The following is a 24,290-nucleotide window of genomic DNA, read 5'->3' as shown; positions in this document are numbered from 1 at the left end:
TAGTCCCTGATCCGTATCGCGTTCGTTGTTGCCATGGTTTTGAACCGCGCCCGCTGTACCGGGCGACGGGACATCATTGTGCTCAAGCGAGGACGGATCATGCGCACACGGATAACTTCTTTGTTGTACTCAGCGATTATTCTGACGGCATCGCCGTTTGCCTCGTATGCAGCGTGCACGGTCAACAACACGCCAGGCAACGACACCTCCAGTTGTGACAGCGCCACCGCGCCGGGCTTTACCGATACCGGCGGCGACAACACCCTCGAACTCACCGCCACGGGTCGAGTAAGCGGGAATGTGATCTTTGGAAGCGGCAATGATCACGTGGTTGTCAACGGCCCGAGCGCGGGCATCGATGGCAACCTCAACCAGGGTGATGGCAATAACATTTTCCAGCTCAACCAGGGCAGTATCACCGGATCCATCAGCCAAGGCGCGGGCGCTGATGGGGTGGAGATTTCCGGGGGCCAGGCAGGCGCTGTCAACCAGGGCTCGGGGATCGACCGTTTTGACATGCGCGGCGGCACCATTGCCTCGCTGGAGCAGGGCGACGGCCTGGACGTCTTCAACATGAGCGACGGCATCATCACCGGCGGCTTCGACGACGGCGACGATGCGACGATGACCGGCGGCACCATCGGCCGGGTCAACATGAAACTCGATGACAACCGGTTCGATATGTCTGGTGGCAGGATCATCGGCAACCTGGTGACCGGCTTCGGCAAAGACACCATCCTGATTTCAAACAACGCGTTCGTGGGCGGCAATATCAGCGTCAGCGGCGGTGACGATCAGGTGATCATTTCCGGTGGTGAGGTTAACGGGCAAGTGTTGCTCAGCTTCGGTAACGATGAATTTATCTGGTCCGGCGGCAACCTGCATTCCTCCGTGTTAATGGGGGCCGGCGACGATACGGCGCTGCTTCAGGGGCTGGTGGCTGAGCAAGTGGCGGCGGCGCAACTGATAGATGGTGGCGTGGGGATTGACGCCTTGACCCTGGACAACACCAAAACCGCTGATCCCGGCCTGTTTGCCAACTGGGAAAGCATTCGCCTGGACAACGGCTCACAAATGAACCTGGGCGGGACGTTGACTCTGGGGGACAGCGAGACTGGCACCGGCGCCCTGCTCATTGATAGCACCAGTTCGCTGCTGGTCAACACGGGCGGGATCAATCCGTTTACCGCCGGCCAGTTGGTCAACGTGACCAACAGCGGCACCCTCGACATGGTCACTGGCAGCACCACCGCCCGTGACACCTTGACCATCAACGGCAACTACACCGGCAACGGCGGGCGTCTGGCGCTGCAAACCGTGTTGGGAGCAGACGACTCGGCCAGCGACAAACTGGTGGTCAGCAACGGCACACTGCAGGGCAACACCACCCTGTTGATTACCAACCTTGGGGGCGCCGGCGCGGCGACGTTACAAGACGGCATCCAGGTAGTGCAGGCGCTCAATGGCGCCAGCGGGCCTGGCACTGCCTTTACCTTGGGCAATACGGTAACGGCCGGGGCGTTTGACTACTACCTGTTCAAAGGCGCGGGCACGGCTGGAACCGAGCAGAGTTATTACCTGCGCTCCACGATTCCGGTCACACCGCTGCCCGAACCTGAAGGGCCGGTCACGCCAGTGCCTGAGCCGGTGGTTGGAACCCCGCCCCTGCCGTCTAACCCCACTGACAAGGAGGTCCCGATCTATCGCCCCGAAGTACCGCTGTACTCTGTGTTGTTTCCTGCCGCGCAGCAAATCGTGCAGGGCATGCTCGGCACGTATCACGAGCGCATGGGCGATCAGAGCCGGCAACAGCAAACCGGCGTCATGCCGGCAGGTTGGGGCCGGGTCTACGGCAGCAGCAGCCGCCAGAGTCTCGCCGGTGCGGTCAACCCTACGTTGGACGGTTCGCTGACAGGGTTCCAGGTCGGCACCGATGTGTTCGCCAGCCTGCTGGACAACGGCCTGTTGCAGCGCCTTGGGTTCTTTGTCGGTCACAGTCGCCTCAAAGGCAATGTAAAAGGCTTCAACGGCGGCTGGGAGAACAAGGACGCCGGCAAAACCACCTTGCGCGGCGATAGCCTGGGGGTCTACTGGACACTGATCGGCGCCAACCAGGCTTATCTTGACCTGGTGTTGATGGGCACCCGCTTTGATGGCAACAACGAGTCAGCGCGTGGCGTCAAGATGAAAACCCGCGGGCATAACGTTACCGCCTCCGCCGAAGTGGGCTGGCCGTTCGCGCTGAGTGCTCGCTGGATTCTGGAGCCCCAGGCGCAGTTGATCGTCGGCAAAACCAAGCTCGATAGCCAGAACGACGGTATTTCCCACGTTTCCTATGACGCCGATACCAACGTCACTACGCGCCTGGGTGTGCGCTTGCGCGGCGATTACACCGTTAATGGCCTGCCGCTGCAGCCTTATGTGCGTGCGAATGTCTGGCATTCCAGCGCTGGGGACAACAGTGTGATATTCAACGATGTGACGCGTATAGACACCGAACAGAAATCCACCACGATGGATGCCAGCCTCGGGGCAACCCTGCAAGTTGCCCAGGGCATCAGCCTGTACGGTGAAGTCGGTTATGACCGCAACCTGGACAGCAATAGCTTCAACGGTCGCCATGGGACGCTCGGCGTAAGAATGGATTTCTGACCCAGAAACCGCTGTAGGAGCGAGCTTGCTCGCTCCTACACGGCCATGTAAGACTTTTTCCCAGAGCTTGGATCTGCCACACTGATGCGAATAATTATCAACAGATTTTTTATTTGCCACGGATGGCCTTTGGGAGCTCTCTATCCATGTTCGTGCAACAACGCGCCAGCAACGTTTTTTCACCCAGCCTGATGGCGATGGCTATCTGCCTGACAACCTCGCACGCGGCCCTGGCCGCCGACGCCGAAGCCCCGGCCACCATTGAGCTGGGCGCCACCCAGGTGTCGGGCCAGCAGCTTGGCGCAACCACTGAAGGCAGCGAGTCATACACCACCGGCTCGATGAAGACTGCAACCAAACTGCCGCTGACCCTGCGTGAAACCCCACAAGCTGTCACCGTGATTACGCGCCAGCGCATGGATGACCAGGCCATGACCAGCATCAACGACGTGGTCAACGCAACGCCCGGATTGTTCCTGAACTACTCCAACGGCCCCGGCCGGCAGGCTTACACCGCACGCGGCTTCAATGTCGACAACCTCATGTATGACGGTATCCCCAGCGGTTACAACGGCGCGTCGGTGGGCGCCCAGCCAAACCTGGCGATGTTCGACCGCGTCGAGGTGGTGCGCGGCGCTACCGGCCTGGTGACCGGCGCGGGCAACCCTTCGGCCGCCATCAACCTGATCCGCAAGCGGCCACTGGACGAACAAAAAGTCACCCTCACCGGCGCGGCCGGAAGCTGGGATGACTACCGTGGCGAGTTCGACGCCTCCAGCCCGCTCAACCCCAATGGTACCTGGCGCGGCCGCGTGGTGACCTCCTACCGCGACGCCAACAGCTTTATCGACAAGGCCGAGCAGGATCACGGCCTGTTCTACGCCGTCACCGAAGCCGACCTGAGCGAAGACACCACCCTCACCCTCGGCTACTCGAACCAGAAGGACAAGACCAACTACTTCTGGGGGGCTTCGATGGTCGGCCTGGATGGCCATCACCTGGACCTATCGCGCTCCTACAACCCCGGTACCGACTGGGAAAACAAAGACCAGGAAATCAATACCGTGTTCGCCGAGTTGCGCCAGCGCCTGGCCAATGACTGGAGCCTGCAGGTCAACGCCAATTATTCCGAACAGGACGCATTGTTCTCAGGCTCCTACCAATCGCGCTGGACGAACAAGACCCTCGCCCGCACGGTGTATCAGGCCCGCTATGATGAAAACCAGGCCGGCGTCGACGCCTTTGCCAGCGGCCCGTTCGAGGCGTTCGGGCGCACTCATGAACTGGTGGTGGGCGCCAGCAAGCGCATCTACGACATGACCACTCATAACTACAGCCCGTATGAGATGAACTGGCCGATCAATGCCGGCAAACCGAACTTCACCCGCACCAATAACGCCCGCGAAGTCACCACCCAGGACGGTTTCTACCTGACCTCGCGCCTGAGCCTGGCCGACCCGTTGAAGCTGATCCTTGGCGGGCGCTTGGATTGGTATGACTATGACAACCGTGATGGCGACGGCGACTACAAGGTTACCCGCAACCTCACCCGCTACGCCGGCTTGATCTACGAACTGAACGACCAGCACTCGGTGTATGCAAGCTACAGCGACATCTTCACGCCACAGAAAGAGAAGAGCACTGCCGGCACCCCGCTCAAGCCCATCGTCGGCAAGAACTATGAAATCGGCCTCAAGGGCGAATACCTGGGGGGCGCGTTGAATGCGAGCGTGGCGCTGTTCCGCGTTGACCAGGAAAACCGCGCCGTGCAGATCGTTGTGCCGAACTGCCCACAGGCCTCTTGCAACCAGGCCTCGGGGGAAATCCGCAGCCAGGGCATCGACTTCGAACTGCAAGGTGCCTTGACCGAGAACTGGCAAGTCGGCGGTGGCTACACCTACGCGCGAACCCACACGATCAAGGACGACGCCAACCCGCAGAAGGTCAACAAGCAGTTCGACACCGACACCCCGGAACACCTGTTCAAAGTCACCACTCGCTATAACTTCCAGGGCCCGCTGGAAAAACTCCGGGTCGGCGGCAACATCTCCTGGCAGAGCCGCATGTACAACGACATCAAGCTGGCCGATGGCAGCACCTACCGGCTCAAGCAAGGCGGTTACGCCGTCACCGACCTGATGGCCGGCTACCGGGTCAACCAACACCTGGACCTGCAAGTCAATGCCAACAACATCTTCGATCGCCGGTACTACCAGTCCATTTCCAACGATGTGGACTATGGCGGCGACTCCTATGGCAGCCCACGCAACATGATGCTGACCGCCAAGTACAGCTTCTGATTCCAGCCTGTACCGTGGGAGGGCCTGCGCCCTTCCACTCAAGTCCCCTGCCCTCCTGCCGATAACCGATTGCCGGATCTGATCCGGTAAAAAACGCTGCACCTGACTTGCTATCGACCAGCGGCCATCGTGGCACGCCACATGCTTGGTTGCTGGCATCACTACATGGAGTAACCGTGAATGCCCCTTCGCACACGCTTCCAGGAGCACTATCGCAAGGCCGACCGCATCATGCTGGCATTGATCTGGCTGATGTTCCTGTTCTCCCTGGGGTTGGCGTTCTGGCATGACACCTTGCTCCAGGCGCTGATCGTCGGTGGCGGCACCGGCATGGTGCTGACGGCGCTCTACCGTGTCATCGGCGGCACCCGCGTGATGCGTTGCGCACTGGGCGCCGGGTTGATGGTGATGGCGGCGTTGCACATCAATCAGGCACACGGGGTGATCGAATCCCACTTCGGCATTTTCGCGCTGTTGGCGGTGTTGACCTTCTACCGTGACTGGCTGCCGATCCTGGTGGCGGCGCTGACCATCGCCGTGCACCACCTGGTGTTCCATGCGCTGCAGCACCAGGGTTTGCCGGTGTTTGTGATGGAGCATCACGGCGGCTGGACGATGATCTTCGTCCACGCCTTCTATGTGCTGATGGAAACCGTGGCCCTGTTGTACCTGGCGGTCCACAGCCAGGCGGAAGCTGTCGAAAGCCAGGAAATGCTTGAGAAGATGCTCGCTGTAACTTCACAGTTCACCGAGCAAAGCGCGCAGGGTGAAGACAAGGTGCGCGTGTCCCTGGCCAAGCGCTTCGATCACTTCCTGCAACAACTGACTCACCTGATCGACGGTGTCGCCCGCGACTCCCACGGCCTGGGGCAACTCGGCCAGGAACTGGCCACCGCTAGTGGCACCCTGGAAAAAGGTGCGCGGCATCAACTGGTGCAGATCGGCGAAATGAACGGTTCGATGCAGCGCATGGAAGACGCCATGGGCCACATTACGGTGCAAGTCGAACAAGCCGTGGAACACGCCGGCCAAGCCAGTCAGCAAATTGTTCGCGGCCAGGAGAGCGTCGGCCGCGCCCAGCTTGAAATCAGCCAGTTGGCCTCACGCATCAACGGCACTGAATCCACCGTGCAATCGTTGGCCGTGCAGGCCGAGCAAATCGGCTCGGTGCTGGAAGTGATCAGCAGCATCGCCAACCAGACCAACCTGCTGGCCCTCAACGCGGCCATCGAAGCCGCCCGCGCCGGCGAGCAAGGCCGCGGGTTTGCCGTGGTCGCCGACGAAGTGCGCAGCCTGGCACAGCGCACCGCCCTCTCCACCCAGGAAATCAAAACCATCATCGAGGGCCTGCAGCATGGCAGCCGCGAGGCCGTCGAAGCCATGCACGCCAGCCGCGAAGGCGTGGAGCGTTGCGTGCAAGACAGCCAATTGGCGGTGCAGATGCTCCGGGCGGTCGGCGAGGACATTGCGCATATCGATCAACTTAATGGCCGCATCGTCGCGACCACCCGCGAGCAGACCTCGGCCAACCTGGAGATCGTCGAGCGCTTGCAGTCGGTGCAGAGCATCGCCCAAAGCACTGCCGACGATGTGGAAACCCTGGCCCGCAGCAGCGAACGCCTGCCGCCGATTGCGGTGCGCCTGGATGCATTGGGGCGCAGGTTTCATCCTTGATCCGTCAACCCGAATATCAGCGTAAATGCCGCTCACGCATTGGCGACAGACGTGCTCATTGCAGTGATCAAGGTCGGTTAACCCACCTTGATCACTACCTTCCCAAACGCACCCTTCGCCAAATGCGCGTAAGCCTCACGTGCCTGCTCAAACGGATACACCTGGTCGATAACAGGGCGAATATCGTGTTGGTTGAGGAATTCATTCATCCGGTCGAACGATGACCGAGGTGCTACCGCAATACCGCGAAGGGTTGTCTGCCGAAAGATCAGCGGCATCAAATCAAGCGCCGCCGTCTGACCGGTCAAAAAGCCGATCTGCGCAATCCGCCCGGATGCCTTGGTGGCTGCCACTGACTGGTTGACGCCGCTGCCGCCAGCCACGTCGAGCAACAGGTCGACACCCTTGCCGTCGGTGAGTTTCAGTACCTCGCCAGCCCAGTCCGGAGTGGTTCGATAGTTGATGCCAGCGACCGCGCCCCGGCGTTTCACGGCCTGTAGATTGTCATCGCGGCTTGAGGTTGCAATCACTTTCGCACCCAACGCGGTGGCGATTTGCACGGCGAATATCGACACCCCGCCCGTACCTTGCACCAGCACGGTTTGCCCCGGTTGGATCTGGCCGAAGTCGACCAGCGAATACCAGGCAGTGAGCGCCGCGATAGGCAATGTCGCGGCCTCTTCATCGCTCATGTTGGCAGGTGCAGCCACAGCGCTGTCTTGGTGGATGATCATGTACTCAGCCAATCCGCCCGGTAGCGGCGAGCCAAAGCAGTAATCCGGTTCGTGCGGCCCAGGCGCGCCATCCAGCCAGCGTGAATAAAGATGGGAGTTGACCCGGTCGCCGACTTTGAAGCGAGTCACCCCATCCCCCAGCGCTACCACGGTGCCGGCCGCATCACTCACTGGAATCAATGGTTTGGGGACTTTATGCGGTTCATAAATGCCGTCGACGATGGCCTTGTCGCGATAGTTCAGCGAGACGGCCCCGACCTTGACCAACAACTCGCCAGCCTGCGGTTGTGGGGTGGCTACTTCGCCCAGTTGCAGGTTGTCGAGGCCGAAGTCTTTCAATAACCACGCTTTCATGATGAGTCTCCAAATGCAGGTAATACCCGCAAACCGCAATCGGTTTGCCAGGGGCTCATCATTGGCCAGCGGCGGCGCGCAATAAATACGCAGAAAAAGACAGCTTTGTTCTATCCTGAGACAACAATCACATTCAGGGCTGTCATGCAATTACTCGAATCAATGCGCCTATTCGCCAGGCTGGCGGAGCTCGGCAGTTTTACCAAGGCCGCGCAATCACTGAACATCGGTCGCCCCCAAGTCACCCGGTATATCCAGGAGCTGGAGGCATCATTGGGCGTACGCCTGTTCCAGCGCACCACCCGCAAAGTCGCCCTCACTGCCGAGGGCGAACGCTTTTACGCACGCGTGCAGGACATTCTCGCGGATATCAGCGCCGCCACCAGCATGTTCGACCGCACCGGGGCGACGCTCGCGGGACGTCTGAGGATCGATATCCCGACCGCCTTCGCACAAATGAAATTCATTGATAGTCTCAAGGGCTTCACCGACCGTTTCCCCGGCATCAACCTGGTGCTGGGCGTGACTGATCGGGCCGTGGATTTGGTTGGCGAAGGTATCGATTGTGCGTTGCGCATAGGTAACTTGCCTGACTCCAGCCTCATCGCTCGTCCCATCGCCCGGGCAACCATGGTGACCTGCGCGGCCCCCGACTACCTGCGTGCCCATGGCCACCCAGACACCCTTGAAGCGCTGGCCGGCCATCGAGGCGTCAACTTCCTGTCCGGCCAAAGCAACCGTATATTGCCGTGGCATTTCTCGGTCAAGGGTCATAATCGAACCCTGGTCAGTCAAGCGGGCATTACCGTCACCGAGTCAAACGCCTACGTGCAGTGCGGCGTGTCGGGCTTCGGCATTATCCAGGCGCCCGGCATCACCGTGGCAGAACATCTGCACAGCGGCGCGCTGGTGGAAATCCTGCACGCCTATCGGCCTGCCCCACGCCCGGTGTCGCTGCTGTACCCGAGCCGTACTCACTTGGCGCCGCAGGTGCAGGTATTCATTGAATGGTTGCAGGAGAACTTCGTGCAGCTACAGGCCGAGTGGCTGCACAAGTAAGCCGTAGCGCCACTGAAAACTGTAACAGGCTGCACGTCATCGCTTCCTACCGGCCCACTGCGAAACTCCGCAACCTTCCTTCGGTCGATGCTACAAGAAGAGGCCGTTAGCGCCTCAGATGTCTTGTGTGTAATGAATGCTGCGGAGACAAGCCATGAAAGAAGCCTTCAACGATTTGCCCGGCCCCATAAAGCGACAGGCTGACAGACTCCTTCGCGAGATCGAACTCGCGGGGTCGATGATTCTTGCAGTAAAAGGGGGGGCCAAAGCCCAGGGGTTTGTTCTGGGAATAACCTGCTGCAAGGGGCTGACATCCGAGCGCTGTGAGCAACTGGCAAGCCATTTTGACAGCATTGTAGAGCGCAAGCTGAGGTCGCTGACACTCGGGTTTTAGCGTCAGCGGGATGAACTCTGTCGGCACGCAGAGTGGATCAATGCTATCGCTACCCCCGGCCGCGCTTTTAAAGCTGCGAACAACCTCCTACACTGCCGGGAATTTCCCTGCATCTGCGCAGCCTCGCTCTTGTGCCCTACCCTTCAGGATTACAGACATGCGCCTGGCCGATTTCATCCTTGAGCACCTCGAACCGATTCTGCAAGCCTGGGAAGATTTCGCCAGAACCCTCGACACCCCGGGCGAGGATCTCGACAGCGTGGCGCTGCGCGACCATGCCGAGCAGATGTTGCGAGCCATCGTCAGCGACCTGCGAACCAAACAGACCCGCCAAGAGCAAATCGCCAAGGCCCAGGGCCTGGCCCCCGCGGAGGAGCAGGAGACCGCGGCAGAAATCCACGCCATCACGCGGTTGATGGCCGGCTTCACCATCGATCAGATGGTGTCGGAATACCGCGCCCTGCGCACCAGTGTGGTCAGCCAGTGGATGCGCCAGATCAAGGACGGCACGCCGATCAACGTTGACGACATGACCCGTTTCCACGAGGCCATTGACCAGGCGCTCGCCGAGTCCATCGCCAGCTATTCGCGCGCGGTCGAGGCATCGCGCAACGTGTTTCTGGGCATCCTCGGCCACGACCTGCGCACGCCGCTCGGCGCGATCCTGCTGGGTGCCGACGTGCTGCGGCGCTCCCAGGATGCAGGCCCCAAGGCGAACAAAGTGGCCAACCAGATCTACACCAGTGTGCGTCGAGCGAGCAAGATCGTCGGCGACTTGCTCGACCTGACCCGCTGCCAGATGGGGCCGGGCATTCCGGTCAGAACGGCCGATATAGATCTCTCACCGCTTTGCCAGCGTGTCGTAGAAGAAATCCGCACGTTTCATCCTGAAGCGATCATCCTGTTCGATTCGAAGACCCAGGCGTCGGGCCAGTTCGACGGCGCCCGAATGGAGCAGGTGTTCTCGAACATCGTCAGCAACGCCGTGCAGCACGGCGACACCACGCGGCCTATCCAGGTCGAGTTGGAGTTACAGGAAGATTTCGCGGTATTTTCCGTGCACAACAGTGGAGAGGCGATACCTGAGGATGTGCTGCCGTTCATCTTCAACCCGATGGGCCGCTTCTCTCAGCGTACTGCCGTCAATCACGGCCCCACAGAAGGCTTGGGCCTGGGCCTGTTCATCGCCTCGGAAATCGTCGCGTCCCATGGCGGATCGATTGAGGTCAGCTCTGATACCGAACACGGCACGGTGTTTCATGTGCGGCTTCCCCTCAATTCGATAGCCTAGGTATCAACACAGCTTCGGCGCGCCCCTGAACCGATGGGAAGGGGCAAGCCCTAATGCCAGTCAGTTAAGCGAACGAAATACTCAAAGCAGCGCAGATCAAATGTGGGAGCGGGCTTGCCCGCGAAGACGTCGGCCCAGCAAACATTGGTGTTGACTGACCCACCGCTTTCGCGAGCAAGCCCCCCTCCCACAGGAGATCTACGTTTAACTGACCGGCATGGTTATATTCTGAACCCGGTCAACAAGAACAAGTCGATTTGGTTGACGACGCAAGGGCTGGAGCGAGGCCGGCAACTGGCTGATCGGTTGTTTGGAACAAAAACTCAGGTAAAGGACAACCTGTACCGCACCTCCACCAGTGTGACGCCGCCCCTCTCAATCTTGAGTTCGCTGCCTGCGTCCTCGACACAACCGACCCTGCGATAAAAGCGCATGGCCCGTTCATTGCGGGCCAGGACCCAAAGCGTCAGGCAGTCATACCCCTGCTGAACCAACGCCTGCAAGCCCGCGTTCCACAGCGCCAGCCCGACGCCCGTTTGCCAATACCTGGTCAGAACATAGATGGCCATAACCTCCCCTGCATTTGCCCCGGCGGCCTCTTCGTCACGGCTGGCGCCAACGGCTATCCACCCCACAATCTGCTGGTCCACCTCTGCGACCCATACTTCCGGTTCGCCCGCGGCTATCGAGCGACGCCAATAGGCTTCGCGCTGAGCCAGGGTGGCTTGTAACCCGTTCAAGTAGTCGGTGGGCATCAGGTCGCGATACGCCTCTTGCCAACTGCTGATATGCACTTGGGCAATGGCGTTTGCGTCGGTGGGTAATGCTCTGCGAATCATGCGGGCTCCTTCCATCGTGCACTGAATCTTGTCTTCGCAGTGTGCCTACGGGCCTATGACAAAATCAGTTTCGCCGGGGACTAAATAAAGATCTTGCGCTCCGGCACGCAGATACACTGCCAGCCTCATTGCTGTCCCTGCCGACTGCCCCTATCCTCAACGCTCTCGTCCGACCAAACCCGGAGCCGCCATGGACCTCGCCACCCTCGCCCTCTTCTTGCCTGCCTGCTTCGCCCTGAACATGGCGCCTGGCCCCAACAACCTGCTGTCGGTAAGCAACGCCACCCGCTACGGCTACCGCACCTCCTGCCTCGCAGGTCTCGGTCGGTTGCTGGCCTTTGCCGGCATGATCGCCCTCGCCTCCGCCGGGTTGGCGGTAGTGCTGCAAACGTCGGAGTTGTTGTTTTACGGGATCAAGATACTTGGCGCGGCGTATCTGTTTTATCTGGCGTATCAGCTATGGCGTGCGCAACCACAGGCAGAGTCACCAACAGCCGCTCACCAGGTCGGCTTATGGGCTCTGGCACGGCAGGAGTTTCTGGTGGCGGCGGGCAACCCGAAAGCCATCCTGATCTTCACCGCTTTCCTGCCGCAGTTCGTGGTACCTGACCAACCCATCACCGCACAGTTCGCCCTGCTGGGCGCGATGTTCCTGGTCCTGGAATGGATCGCCATCAGCGCCTACGCCTACATGGGCCTGCATATGCGCCGCTGGTTTGCCGAGCCAAGGGGCAAGCGCATCTTCAATCGTTGCTGCGCGGGGCTGTTGTCAGCGGCGGCGGCAGTGTTGTTGACCGCTCGCCGGGCCTAACCCAACGACTGCAGGAGCGAGCTTGCTCGCGAAGGCCGCCAACGTTGGCACGGGGTGCCTGGATAAAAGGTGGCGCTCTTGGGTTTGCGTGAGCACGTTGACGCAGACAGGCATTGACGTAGAATCGCCACCCCAAAAATTCAGCGCGCACAGCGAGAAGGAGCTTAGATGCGACGGGTGATGATTGTGGGTCAACCTGGGTCAGGCAAAAGCACCTTGGCGCGCAAGCTTGGTCAGTGCACGGGTTTGCCGGTCGTTCATATCGACACTATCCACTGGCAGCCAGGGTGGATCGAACGCAGCCGCGACGCGAAGACGCAGCTTTGCCTTGAGGTCGAGGCCCGTGAACGCTGGATATTCGAAGGAGGCCATTCAACCACTTGGGACAACCGGCTGGCCCGCGCAGATCTGTTGATATGGATTGACCGTTCGGCGACGCTCCGATTCTGGCGCGTATTGCTCAGGACGCTGCTCAAACGCGGTCAGACTCGGCCTGACTTGCCGGAGAACTGCCCCGAACGACTGGCGAACCTGCCGGAGTTTTTTAGATTCATGTGGCAGACCAAAGAATCAGCGCGAGTAAAGATGCAACAACTCGTGGAGGCTGCCCCACCCGCCTGCCGTGTGGTTCATCTGCGGTCCAATCGGGATACCCGGATTTTTCTTGCAAGCATTGGACGTTCGATTGGCCAGACAACGCCAGATTGATCGTCGGCTGACGGCTTCACTCCGTCGTTAATGTTGCCGCACCCCGCATAAGCGTGGGTGCTCAACATCAATGACATCGCAATGATGCTCCAGGCGGCGTCATTCCTTGGTCAAATCAACCAACGGCGTCTGCCGCACCTCAGTCTCACGCCCATCCTGAATTTCGCTGACCTGCTTCAAAGCCTTATCCACAGCGGCCTTGTCCGCCAACAGGCTGTAGCTGATGCGGAACTGCTTGTGTTCCTTCGGCCTGATTGTCGGCACCAGATTCAGTGGCCGCTGATAACGACGGTTGTAGGAAAAACTCGTCCCCGGCTCCAGCCCCGTGACATAGCCCTGGCCTTGGGTGTCGGTGTTTTTCCAGAGGGAAAACACCGGCAGTGTCTGTGTATTGAAGCCAACCGAAACGCCCAGGCTGCCGGCCTTGTTATGCAGCACGGTCAAGGTATCGCCCTTGGCATCGGCATACGGCACCACGTTGTAGACTGTTTCGTCATAGTCTTTGGTCGGTGCGCGATAGGTTTGCCAGTCGGCCAATTCGCCCTTGGCCTTGTCATTGAACGGCGACACCTGCTTCACCGGCGCTACGAACCGCGCGCCCTGCTCCAGGAACGGGGTGCTGAAGTTACTGTGATACAGCGCCTGGTATTCCTTCGGATAGTCGCCGTTGTTGGTCAGGGTGTCATTGAGGGCAAACACCACACTGCCGGGTTGGGTGACCAGTTCGGTCGCGACAGAGAAGTCGACCTTCTTGAACGCCTGCTCTTTCAGCTCGCCGCGCAAGGTGATGGCATACGGTGGTTTTTCATCGATATGCAGCGTGACTTTATTCGCAGGAATATTGGCGGCCCGCCCGTGCAGGGTCAGCAGTTCGCCGTTGTCGATGCCGGGGTGGCCGACCCACTCGTAGCCGCAGCGGGTGACCAGCTCGTTGAAACCTTCCAGCCAGCCCAACCCACCGCGGCCATTGAGCTCGATGAACGACGGATTGACCACTTCCTTGACCGGCGAATCCCAACCCATGCGCACATCGCCGACCGAAGCCTGCAACACGTTCATACCGCGAGTCGGCACCACCGAAAGCTTCATCGTGCCGTTATCGATATCAACGATGCTCACCCCCTCCTGCCGACCACCGTGCAAGGTGCGCAGGGTAACGCTGAAGGGCTTGGCGGTTTGTACGCCGAGCTGCTGGCTGGTGATCTGCCAGTTCTGGGCGGCTTTGTCGGTGTCGAGCAGGACGTAATCCCAGGCCATGGCGTGGGAGGTGACGGAGAGTGTGCTTAGGGCAACGAGGAGTTTTAGCGGGGTCATAGCGGTGGCCTTTATTGGAGTTGTGGGGGTTTTATAAACTCGATGAAACGTTTCAGCAAGCTTAAAGAGCGAGATGGTGCGGGGAAATATCAAGAAGGGAATGAGGCTAGTCGGGAGCAGACTGCAGCGAAAAAGTGGAGTGAGCGGCGTTCGAGCCTCAGTCCATCCGTGCCGGTTACAACCTTTGCGTTGATCGTCGGCTGCAACGACACTTATAGTTTCCCGGTCGCCCATGTGGCGATCAGGTTTAGCGACCTGATTATCGGTAAATCATTGCATTTATCGGAGTTTCAAAAATGGAAAGATATATCCCTCTTACTGGAATCGATCGGGTTCCAGCGTCCCTGCTCATTGACTCGCAAGCACCGCTCGATGTGCTGCAAGCGATGGCTGACTATCGCATTCGCACCGTGACTCAAGTATTGGAAAACATCGCTTTTCGGGGTGAAGTGGAGGCTGACTGCGTGGTGCTTTCGGATTTTGCTCAACTACTGGCGATACCGTTGCGGGATGGGTGTGATCTGATGGATGTTATCGCGCGTCGATTGCGGGAGCAGGCTTCGGAGGTAGAAGCGCACTCTACAACGGTTAGCTAGAAAGGGCTCCGTGCGCTGGAGCAAGGCAGGCCAGCGCGTGGAGGAGAAACTGGTTATTTCTCACGGGCCGTAAACGGCCAGTTCCGGTCTTTTGCGACCGGCTACAATCGACCCAGAGTTGCCTCTCAGAGAGCTAAAGCTGAGGTTGTCACTCGTCAAACAGAGTCCAGCCATGGCAAATGCCGTCAAAGTCTTTTGCCGTAAAAAATAATACAAGTTCCTCGGGGTCAAATTTTGTGTACAGCCAGTGCCCAGGAACAGGGCCTCTCGTTATCACGTATTCCAAGCGGTACTTTTGAACGGCTGCAGAACTGAGAGAAGCTGAATTCAACTCAAATCTGTCACCTTGATTGAGCGCCCATAGCTTTCCAACAAGGCTGTCATCAAGTACCACCTCTTCAGCTGTCTCCATCAGATGCCGTGTATGCAGTTTTTTTTGAAGCCTAACGCTTCTGGCCATGGATCAACCTACCAATAAACAGTCCGAAGATCGGCATGATAATACTGGAACGCGGAGATGACCGCTCTGGGGCTATTTCAGCCGGTTCCGACAGGCAGCTATTGGCCGAAATCCGCCGATCCCCCCCTCCCAACAAATCCAGACCTAAACCCGCACCTCCTCAACCCCCATGCCTCTCCACCAAAAAATCCACAAACGCCCTAACCCGCGCCGGCATCGCCCCTCCCCCCACAAACACCGCATGAATCGGCTCCACATCCCCCGGGTTAAAGTCCTCCAGCAACACCAGCAACTCCCCCCGCTTCACCTCCTCCACCACACTAAACGCCCCAATCCGCGCAATCCCTGCCCCCAGCTTTGCCAACTGTGCCAATGCCTCGCCACTGTTGCCCTCAATCGTCCCCGCCACCTTCAACGAAAACTCCCGCCCATCCGCCCTGAACGGCCAATCCGGCGCCGCTCGGCGAAAGTTGAAGCGTAGGCAGTTGTGCCGGAGTAGATCCTGCGGCAACACCGGGGTGCCATGTTTTGCCAGGTAGTCCGGTGAGGCGACGATCACCTGCCCGGTGGAGCCGATATGACGAGCAGTCAGGGGGCTGTCGGCGAGGGGGCCGAAGCGGATGGCGACGTCGGCCTGGCCGCCGAGGATGTCCACCACTTCATCGCCGAGCATCAGGTCGACGACGATGGCCGGATAGCGGGCGCTGAAGGCGGCGATCAGCGGGACGATAGTCATGCGGCCATGGGCCAGGGCGGCGCTGACTCGCAGGCGGCCGCGTGGGGTGCCCTGGTCGGTGATGGCGTCTTCGACTTCGGCCATGTCTGCGAGGATGCGCCGGGCGCCGCGCAGGTAGGCTTCGCCTTCGGCGGTGAGGGTGATGGCGCGAGTGGTGCGCAGCAGCAGTCGGGTGCCGATGCGCTTTTCGGTGCGGGTGATGATGCGGCTGATGGACGATGGCGTCAGCCCCAGGGCTCGCGCCGCGCCCGACAGGCTGCCCTGCTCGGCGACCATGGCGAACACTTCCATCTCTCCTGACCGACCGCCGATGTCCATTTGTGCCTCCTGCGCAAAGCTGTAGTTCCCGAGCAAGGGCTACTGCTTGAAAAGGCTGGATTGTAGCATTCGGCACACAGATGAGGAGTCAACCATGCGTATCAATCCACCCCTTGTAGCCTTGTCCATCGGTGCCTTCGGCATCGGGGTCACGGAGTTTGCGCCCATGGGCATGTTGCCCGGTATTGCCGCCGATCTTGGCGTATCCATTCCAGCCGCCGGGCTGCTGGTGAGTGCTTATGCCATGGGCGTGCTGATCGGCGCGCCGATCATGACCCTCGCCACGGCGAGAGTGCCGCGTCGTTATTTGCTGATCGGGCTGATGGCGATTTTTACCCTGGGCAATTTGTTGTCGGCGCTGGCCACCAACTACCAGACCTTGATGGTCGCAAGGCTGGTGACGTCGCTGAACCACGGGGCGTTTTTTGGCATTGGTTCGATTGTGGCAGCCAGCGTGGTAGCGCCGGAGAAACGCGCGGGGGCGGTCGCGGCGATGTTTCTCGGGCTGACCTTGGCGACCATCGGCGGCGTGCCGCTGGCGACCTGGTTTGGCGAGAACTTTGGTTGGCGCACGGCGTTCTGGGGGATCAGCGGCCTCGGTGCGGTGGTGATGGCGGCGCTGTGGTGGGCGTTGCCGAATGCACCCGCGCCTAAAGGTGGCAGCCTGATGGCGGAAATCCGCGTATTGGGCCGCGGGCCGGTGCTGGCCGCGTTGGCGCTGACCGTGGTGGGCTCCAGTGCGATGTTCACGGTGTTCACTTACATCGCGCCGATTCTGCGCAACGTCACCCACGCCTCGACCAACTTCGTCACCGGGATGCTTGTGCTGTTCGGGATCGGGCTGACCCTGGGCAACGTGTGGGGCGGCAAGTCGGCCGACCGCTCGGTGGACCGTACCTTGATCACCTCGCTGGTGGTGTTGATTGCCGTGCTGCTGGCCTTCTCGGTACTGATGCAATGGCCGCTGCCTGCCGCCGTGTCGATCCTGCTATGGGGTGCCGCCAGTTTTGCGCTGGTACCGCCGTTGCAGATGCGTGTGATGGAGGCCGCCAAGGATGCGCCTAACCTGGCGTCGGCGATGAACATCGGCGCGTTCAATTTTGGCAATGCGATTGGTGCGGCGCTGGGTGGCGCAGTGATCAACGCCGGGTTGGGCTACCCGGCTATTTCCCTGGCCGGTGCAATCATGGCGGGCCTGGGCTTGCTGATGGTGCTGGGTTTGGCCTGGCGCTCGCGGCGTGCGGGTTTACGCACTTGCCGGGAAGCCGTGCAAGCCTGAACAGCAGGCTGGAAAGCCCCACCCAACTGCCTTATAACTACGCCCTTCAGTCAAGGAGACGCGTAATGAAAACCATGGTAGTGGGCGCCAGCAAAGGCCTGGGCAAGGCGCTGATCGAGGGGTTGGGCGAACCCGGGGATACGCTGATCGGTGTATCCCGCAGCCGTCCAGAACAGCTCAACCACAAGGCTGATGTGCAGGTGCGTTGGATCGAAGCCAACCTGGCCGAACCCGCCAAAGCTGCCCAGGCCATTGAAGCCTCGGTGGCCGAGAGTGGGCTGGATACCTTGATCTACAACCTGGGTATCTGGGAAGAATTTGCCTTCGACCCGGCGTACAACTTTTTGGCCGACAGTGATGAGCAGCTCGAAGCCATTGTCACGTGCAACATCACCGCTACCTTGTTGCTGATCAAACGCCTGCTGCCGGTGCTGCTCGACAGTGCCAACCCGCGGATCATCCTGACGGGCTCGACCTCCGGCCTGCCGCAAAGTGGCCGCCCGGAGGTGGCCTTCGGTGCCTCCAAGTTTGCGTTGCGCGGGATTGCCGATGCCTTGCGTGAAGGCTATCGGCATCAGCGCCTGGGCGTGACCTGCCTCAACCTGGGCTACCTGAACACCGAAGACCCGTTGAGCACACCGCTCGCAGTGGCGGCGCAACGCGGTGAAGGCCAGTCGATTCCGGTGCATGACGTGGTGCAAGTGGTGCGCATGACGCTGAACTTGTCGCCGGCCAGTTTCGTCAAGGACATCACCTTGCCGGCGATCCTGGATGAGCGGTTCTAAACGGGGTAGAACGCCCGCGGTTATCGTCTAGACTTCACGCACCGTCCAACCCGAGGAGCCTTGCGATGAACAACAAAAATACGATCTGCCTCTGGTACAACAACGATGCCCTGGAGGCCGCGACTTTCTACGCCAAGACCTTCCCCGACAGCGAAGTGAAGGCCGTGCACCATGCGCCTGGCGACTACCCGGCGGGTAAACAGGGCGATGAGCTGACCGTGGAATTCACCTTGCTGGGTATCCCCTGCGTCGGCCTCAATGGCGGGCCGATGTTCAAGCATAGCGAAGCGTTTTCCTTTCAGGTGTCTACGGATGACCAGGAAGAAACCGATCGCTTGTGGAATGCCATCATCAATAATGGTGGGCGGGCAAGCGCCTGCGGCTGGTGCAAGGACAGGTGGGGGGTGTCGTGGCAGATCTCGCCACGGGTGTTGGTCGATGCGGTTACCAGCAAAGATCCTGCCATCGCCAAGCGTGCGTTTGAGGCGATGATGAAAATGACCAAGATTGATATTGCAACTATAGAAGACGCTGTGGCCGGACGTTGATGTGCATGATGTCGATCCGAACTTGAAGGCCTCCACCTTTCATACAGATCACAAACATCCTTATTCGCAAAGGAGATTAAAATAATAAATTCAAAAACTATTTAATATAAAATACTGTGAACTCTTACAGTTATCGCAGGCTTACCGACCGTGTAGTTTTCAAGTAGTGCATATCTCCCCCACGAAGGGGGCCTACTACGACATAAGGAAATGAACATGGCCCACAATCCAATGGGTACGGACCCTAGCGATTCCGAGAACGATCCGATTTTTAACGCCACCACTCAAAAACGCAACGTGGTCGATCCACGCACAGGCCTGTTCGAGGCCTTTATTCCCCTCCCCTCAATCGTCGGTAACGACGGCAGCGGCCCTGTGTTTGAAATGGGGCTTCACTGTGCCCCCACCTTCAATAACCTGTTTGCATTGGGGGATGGCTGTTTTTTTGGGCTAACCACTTATAGCACTGCGCATAACCGTTTAACATTGCACTCCGGCGAAGTACTAAATATAAAAAAAGGTATCGATCCTGACCCACAAAACGATGCCGTTAATGTCTCCTGGTTCAACAACCAACTGACCGTGATGCGCAAGGACACAAGACATGAAGTATTGGAATTGCTGGACAACACAGGCATCTATGTACCAAAAATATTGACAACCTATAATCCCGACCTCAAGGAGTCGAAAAACTTATATTTCACATGGACATCAACGCCCCACGTTATAGAGGGCAAAACGTATTATCAACTTCAATTAACAGGCATCACGGACAGCACCAAGCGAAACTTGCTCAAGATTGAATACACGCCCCCCGCGCCCGATACATCGCCGGCCATTGGGACAGTCAAGATTATGTTCTGGCCTGATGATGCAACTCAAACCCTCACCTACACGTTGGCACTTAAAGATTACGCCCTGCAGTCCGTTACCCTCGGGAATACTCACAAAACCACCTTGGAGTATTTGGACCATCCGGTGTGTGGTTGGCTGTTGAACAAGATCACCAATGTCGACGGACTCCAAGAGGCGGTCGAATATAAAGACAACGGACTGACATTTCCGGACAACCCACAGTTGTCAGCGTTGCCTTGCGTCAGTACTCACACGCTCACCCCAACGGGTGGCGGCACGCCTGTTATTACAACCTATGCGTATGAGCGTCAAGATGAAAAAAAATACCGGACGATCATGGCTGAGGGCGTACCGGCCATTCGCACCACGGTTTATCAATACGACGATGAACATGACGTCAAGACTGAGACGCTCTCCCAAGGTTCTGCCAAAACCCTGACAGCGTATAACATGAGTAAGGATGATGACCTTGATAGTCGTGAAACCCGAGTAACTTACCAACAAGCGAACAGAAGCCGGACAACGACGAACAAGAATACTTTTAACGATAGTTCTGGCCTTATCAAAAACCAACAACAGACCATTACTACCGAGATGGACTATCTACGCTCATTTACAGACCCGATTTACAATTTTTTGAAACATAGCAACGGTACGCTAAAAGCCCGCGAATTACTAAGCGCAATCGCACGCGCTTCCAAGGAAGAACAAAATGACAAACCGGGCACTCAGTGGGAAACCGCAGACTATACATATGAGAGCCTGTTCCCATCTGCCGCGCTGGATACCAAGTTTGTCGAAACACCCGGTTTACTGGCAATCATCCCTGGGCTGTCCGACTTGATCCCCGGCTTGCGTAATGTTGCCGAGTTCGAACTTCACCGATATGAAATGACCCCCTCGCTGGAGGCCAGACTTTACAGTACGTTGCAATGCAGTTTAGCGACGGATAAATTTGCCGATGCCGCGCTGGTAGGCCAACAGTACGAATACTTCGAGGCTAACGTTACAGAGGAAGGCAATGTCATCGAAGACTTTCGCACCGGACGTGTGAAGAGCATCCGCCGGTCGACATTGGGCAATAAACATTTGGCGCCCCTGGTGAGTGACCCTCTACGTTCGTTCGCCTATGCCTTGGGGGGCGTGGGTAATATCGAACTTACCACCACAACGACCGAAACCGATGAACAAGGTAACAGCCGCACCTCTTCGGAAACCAAGAGCACTCTTGACGGACGCCTCATTCGCCAAGTCGACGTTGATGGCAACCGCACCGAGTACAGCTACAACAATAACGGCCAACTGAGCACTTTGACAGTGTGCGCGCAGAGCACTACCTATCGCCAAGTCACCACCTACACTTACCCGGCCCCCGGGCAGATACAAATGACCACCCCCAATGGGCAAACCCGCTTGAGTCAATACGATGGCCAAGACCGACTGGTCAGTGAATACTTGATCGAAGATGGCCAAAAAAAGCTGATCAAAGCCGTCAGCTACGACCGTATTGGGCGTGAACTACGTACCACCCAGTATGATTACCAGAATATGCCACTCCAACTCCTTGAATGGCAGGAGTTGAAATATGATGACTGGAATCGGGTCAGCGGACGACGCTACAGCAACGGCAGGGAAGATTTCGACCTCAAAGACCCCATCGCACTGACGCTTACACAATGGACCGGCAAGGCAACCGACAAGCACAGAACAATTACCACCTATAACTTGGATGAGACCATCAAGAAGATTGAATGGAGAGGCAAGGAGGGCAACATTTATCAGACCCAGACTGCCACCTATACCCGCGCCAGGCAGATCAAGCAACTGCACACGGATGGTGAACTGGGCGATACAACCATTGATTACGCTTACGATGGCAGTGGCCGTCTGTTGAGCGAAAAACATAGCGAAAAGAACAACGGAATACTGGCCCCCAGCCTGGTCTACACCTATTACTACACTTACCCTAAACACTGGCTGATGACCGAAGCCACCCAGATCGATATCGAATTCTCGAATAACCGCCACATACTGGGCAAACGCACCATCGACAGTTGGGGCCGAGTCACCTCACTCACCCGCGGCAAGTGCACTGAAACCTATACCTATATAGGCGCCAGCTCAGTCCCTGCGTCAACCCAAACCGCCGATGGCACTCTACTCCAACATGAATACATCAAGGAACTTGGCAACCGCTTGGCAAACACCGGCACGACCAACCGCACCGAGCAGCAATCTTACACCTACGCGTATGGGGCACAGAAGATCTCGTCAGCGAGCGAGGGCGAAAAGTTTCTCGAGTACAATCATGACGCCAACCTGTATATAACTAATCAGCATATACAAACTCAGCCCGGTCAAACCAAAGAGACATTTTCCGAGTATTCACACGGTGGACGCCTGCTCACCAATACAGACCCTACAGGTAATAAGACACTGTTCCTTTACAGCGGAGATCAACGCTATGCAGCCAACAATTTCCACTTTACGTGTAGCCATAATTATGACAGTCAGGGACTTTTGAGTAAGGAGCTGATTATTGGTCCTATTAACTCAACCGATCCGAAGGTCACTTTCGATGTGACATATACCTACGACGCAGAACGGCGTGAAACCAGTCGCCGATTTACACTCAGTGGCAAAGTTGATCTCAAAATAGAGAGTGCGTATTACGGCGACGGCAAACTGAAATCGGTGTTCTTGAAACAGGACAACATCGTGCTGGGGTCACGCATCATGGCTTACACGCCGGGCGGGCGACTCAAGTCCTATACCACCACGGGCGTATGGCGACCCAAGACCCCAAAAAACCAGGACATCGACAAGCAATAGTTCACTTACGATGCATTGGGAAATGTCACCACTTGCGTCACAAGCTTTGGTGGGTTCAAGAACACCACAACCAACAGCAACGATAGCCTGAATGGTTTTCGGTTGGCGACAGTCTACAACAGCCATTCGGACTACCCCGAAGCCGCCACATTGAGGTACGACGCAGCCGGGCGGGTGACACAGGACGCTTCGGGAAAAAAATACACGTATGACTGGCTCGGTCGATTGATCCAGGCCGGGAGTATCCGTTATAGCTATGATCCCTCCGACCGCCTGATGATCCGGGACAACAACGGCGTGCAAACTCAACTCATCTATGACGGGCTAACGGTGTGTGGAGAATATTCGACTGCCAATAACGACAGCAGCCGGGAGCTGAATCCCGGGAGCGAGGGCTGTACGGTTCTACAGATCAAACGCTCGGGCGTGAAAAGAACCCTGTTTGAACTCAGAGACGCCCATGGCACGGTATGGGCCAGCTATGACCTTCAGGCCCAAACTCTCAGGCATCACGCCTATACGGCATACGGCGAGCAATCCCCGGCCGAGACCGATTCCATGCTGGGTTTCAAGGGCGAATTCCTTGATGCCGATACGGGTCAATACGTTTTGGGGGCGGGCGGACAAGGACGCTATTACTCAGCTTCCAGCATGTGTTTCTACACTCCGGACAGCCTCAGCCCTTTCGGGCCAGGTGGCCCTAATCTGTATGCCTACTGCGCCGAGGGTGATCCAGTCAATTTCAGCGACCCCAGCGGACATTTTTCAGTGAATGACGCTTTGTGGAATCAATGGCAGGGCCAAGGGCGCGAGCCTGGACCCATCTCGCTCGGGCCCGATAATCCATTGGGCACCTGGATTTTCGGTGCGATTGGCATATTGGCCGCCATCGTGAGTGGGGGCACATCTTTACTGCTTACGGCTGCGCTGGTCGGGCTCGCGGTCGTGTCATTAGCGGCAAATATCGCGTCGGTGCTTACCCAAGATACCAATCCTGAACTCTCGAGTATTCTCGCCTGGGTATCCTTGGGCACAGGAGTATTGGGCGGCGGGGCCATGCTCGTTAAAAAAGTCGCCTCTCTTGCCCTGTACCTGGGGCGCTCTGGAATCGCGATGGCCAGAAACCTTCTTTCTAGAACCGTCCCGAACTTGATCCCAAGACTTAGACGACTCGGACAATTCAAAGACTATCGTCGCTTGTACGGGGATTTTGCAAATGGCAAGCCCCCATACATGGTCGGGCGGATACCAGGCAAGGCTGTGAAGGCATTGGAAGAAGGAAAGCGGGCCAAAAACTTCTTTACTGCGGCTGAAGCCAACACGGTCGCATTCTTTACCACTGGGACGCTTGGAAATACTGAAGCCTTTGACTCTGATGTGGCTAACCAAATCAATAACACCATTGGCGACTTAACATGGTTACCTTGGGGCTCTTTTATGAAACTTTGGCTGAAGGTTCGATAGCTCGTCCGATAGAGCCATAAAAGCGTCCGGCTATGCCTAGAAATGGCCATAGCCGAACGCCGATGTGGGAGCGCTCGAGCTTTAGCGAGGCCGCGATGGCGGTGGGTCAGGCAACATAAATGCCGACAGTGCCGCCGCCTTCGCAGCCTCGCCAAAGCTCGACAGCTACCATATTTGATCTCCACCATCTCCCCTCCTGCGCATCACCCATGCGCCAAAAAAAGTCATGCATCGGACCGCCCGGTTGCGACCCGGGCGATACCGGCCTATGTTTCAAGCCATGCTGT

General features: G+C 58.0%; 19 protein-coding genes. 14 read left to right on the top strand and 5 right to left on the bottom strand.

Going from position 1 to position 24,290, the window contains the following annotated elements:
- Nucleotides 1-99: 99 nt before the first annotated feature.
- From E3O56_RS26735 to E3O56_RS26725, 3 genes are all read left to right on the top strand, one after another.
- Nucleotides 100-2,652, top strand: a complete 2,553-nt coding sequence (locus E3O56_RS26735) for an autotransporter outer membrane beta-barrel domain-containing protein (protein WP_248129222.1) — start codon at nucleotides 100-102, stop codon at nucleotides 2,650-2,652.
- 146 nt (nucleotides 2,653-2,798) lie between these two features.
- Nucleotides 2,799-4,952 carry a TonB-dependent siderophore receptor gene (locus E3O56_RS26730; protein ID WP_248129221.1) on the top strand — a complete coding sequence of 718 codons (2,154 nt, stop codon included), beginning with the start codon at nucleotides 2,799-2,801 and terminating at the stop codon, nucleotides 4,950-4,952.
- A 180-nt stretch (nucleotides 4,953-5,132) separates the two neighbouring features.
- Nucleotides 5,133-6,626, top strand: a complete 1,494-nt coding sequence (locus E3O56_RS26725) for a methyl-accepting chemotaxis protein (RefSeq protein WP_248129220.1) — start codon at nucleotides 5,133-5,135, stop codon at nucleotides 6,624-6,626.
- A 77-nt stretch (nucleotides 6,627-6,703) separates the two neighbouring features.
- Here the strand turns inward: E3O56_RS26725 and E3O56_RS26720 are convergent, their stop codons facing one another.
- Nucleotides 6,704-7,714 (bottom strand): NAD(P)-dependent alcohol dehydrogenase, encoded by a 1,011-nt coding sequence (locus E3O56_RS26720; RefSeq protein WP_148853957.1) that lies wholly within the window; start codon nucleotides 7,712-7,714, stop codon nucleotides 6,704-6,706.
- Nucleotides 7,715-7,858: 144 nt separating this feature from the next.
- Here E3O56_RS26720 and E3O56_RS26715 point away from each other — a divergent pair, with 144 nt between their 5' ends.
- From E3O56_RS26715 to E3O56_RS26705, 3 genes are all read left to right on the top strand, one after another.
- A complete protein-coding gene (locus tag E3O56_RS26715) occupies nucleotides 7,859-8,773 on the top strand; it encodes a LysR family transcriptional regulator (protein ID WP_103735035.1) in 915 nt (304 codons plus the stop codon).
- 154 nt (nucleotides 8,774-8,927) lie between these two features.
- Complete coding sequence (locus E3O56_RS26710; protein ID WP_032880922.1) at nucleotides 8,928-9,167, top strand: hypothetical protein; 240 nt, start codon at nucleotides 8,928-8,930, stop codon at nucleotides 9,165-9,167.
- A gap of 157 nt (nucleotides 9,168-9,324) precedes the next feature.
- Nucleotides 9,325-10,458, top strand: a complete 1,134-nt coding sequence (locus E3O56_RS26705) for a sensor histidine kinase (RefSeq protein WP_032880919.1) — start codon at nucleotides 9,325-9,327, stop codon at nucleotides 10,456-10,458.
- Between the two features lie 323 nt (nucleotides 10,459-10,781).
- Here the strand turns inward: E3O56_RS26705 and E3O56_RS26700 are convergent, their stop codons facing one another.
- The gene (locus tag E3O56_RS26700; protein WP_103735033.1) at nucleotides 10,782-11,297 is read right to left on the bottom strand and encodes a GNAT family N-acetyltransferase; all 516 of its coding nucleotides are present in this window, start codon (nucleotides 11,295-11,297) and stop codon (nucleotides 10,782-10,784) included.
- Between the two features lie 190 nt (nucleotides 11,298-11,487).
- Between E3O56_RS26700 and E3O56_RS26695 the strand changes: the two genes are divergently transcribed.
- Nucleotides 11,488-12,108 (top strand): LysE family translocator, encoded by a 621-nt coding sequence (locus tag E3O56_RS26695; protein WP_148853956.1) that lies wholly within the window; start codon nucleotides 11,488-11,490, stop codon nucleotides 12,106-12,108.
- A 168-nt stretch (nucleotides 12,109-12,276) separates the two neighbouring features.
- Nucleotides 12,277-12,816: an AAA family ATPase gene (locus E3O56_RS26690; protein ID WP_103735031.1), complete on the top strand. Its 540-nt coding sequence runs from the start codon at nucleotides 12,277-12,279 to the stop codon at nucleotides 12,814-12,816.
- A 99-nt stretch (nucleotides 12,817-12,915) separates the two neighbouring features.
- On the opposite strand, the gene E3O56_RS26685 is transcribed toward E3O56_RS26690, so the two are convergent.
- On the bottom strand, nucleotides 12,916-14,130 hold the full coding sequence (locus tag E3O56_RS26685) for an aldose 1-epimerase family protein (protein WP_248129219.1): 1,215 nt from the start codon (nucleotides 14,128-14,130) through the stop codon (nucleotides 12,916-12,918).
- A 296-nt stretch (nucleotides 14,131-14,426) separates the two neighbouring features.
- Between E3O56_RS26685 and E3O56_RS26680 the strand changes: the two genes are divergently transcribed.
- A complete protein-coding gene (locus E3O56_RS26680; RefSeq protein WP_078821265.1) occupies nucleotides 14,427-14,726 on the top strand; it encodes a hypothetical protein in 300 nt (99 codons plus the stop codon).
- Between the two features lie 148 nt (nucleotides 14,727-14,874).
- Here E3O56_RS26680 and E3O56_RS26675 read toward each other — a convergent pair whose 3' ends face one another.
- Entirely contained in the window at nucleotides 14,875-15,186 is a 312-nt protein-coding gene (locus E3O56_RS26675; RefSeq protein WP_103735028.1) for a hypothetical protein, read from the bottom strand.
- A 160-nt stretch (nucleotides 15,187-15,346) separates the two neighbouring features.
- Nucleotides 15,347-16,240 carry a LysR family transcriptional regulator gene (locus E3O56_RS26670; protein ID WP_248129218.1) on the bottom strand — a complete coding sequence of 298 codons (894 nt, stop codon included), beginning with the start codon at nucleotides 16,238-16,240 and terminating at the stop codon, nucleotides 15,347-15,349.
- 94 nt (nucleotides 16,241-16,334) lie between these two features.
- Here E3O56_RS26670 and E3O56_RS26665 point away from each other — a divergent pair, with 94 nt between their 5' ends.
- The 5 genes from E3O56_RS26665 (at nucleotide 16,335) to E3O56_RS26645 (ending at nucleotide 24,003) form a co-directional block, all read left to right on the top strand.
- Nucleotides 16,335-17,519: an MFS transporter gene (locus E3O56_RS26665; protein ID WP_103735026.1), complete on the top strand. Its 1,185-nt coding sequence runs from the start codon at nucleotides 16,335-16,337 to the stop codon at nucleotides 17,517-17,519.
- A gap of 65 nt (nucleotides 17,520-17,584) precedes the next feature.
- On the top strand, nucleotides 17,585-18,304 hold the full coding sequence (locus E3O56_RS26660) for an SDR family oxidoreductase (protein ID WP_032880906.1): 720 nt from the start codon (nucleotides 17,585-17,587) through the stop codon (nucleotides 18,302-18,304).
- A 65-nt stretch (nucleotides 18,305-18,369) separates the two neighbouring features.
- Complete coding sequence (locus tag E3O56_RS26655) at nucleotides 18,370-18,852, top strand: VOC family protein (protein ID WP_103735024.1); 483 nt, start codon at nucleotides 18,370-18,372, stop codon at nucleotides 18,850-18,852.
- Nucleotides 18,853-19,068: 216 nt separating this feature from the next.
- Nucleotides 19,069-22,539: an RHS repeat domain-containing protein gene (locus E3O56_RS26650; RefSeq protein ID WP_248129217.1), complete on the top strand. Its 3,471-nt coding sequence runs from the start codon at nucleotides 19,069-19,071 to the stop codon at nucleotides 22,537-22,539.
- Nucleotides 22,540-22,641: 102 nt separating this feature from the next.
- Complete coding sequence (locus E3O56_RS26645; protein ID WP_248129216.1) at nucleotides 22,642-24,003, top strand: RHS repeat-associated core domain-containing protein; 1,362 nt, start codon at nucleotides 22,642-22,644, stop codon at nucleotides 24,001-24,003.
- Nucleotides 24,004-24,290 lie beyond the last annotated feature (287 nt).

The sequence above is a fragment of the Pseudomonas sp. W2Aug9 genome (genome assembly GCF_023127755.1).
Classification (GTDB): Bacteria; Pseudomonadota; Gammaproteobacteria; order Pseudomonadales; family Pseudomonadaceae; genus Aquipseudomonas; species Aquipseudomonas synxantha_A.
The sequence above is the reverse complement of the archived record's forward strand: the minus strand, read 5'-3'. Positions and strand labels throughout refer to the sequence as shown.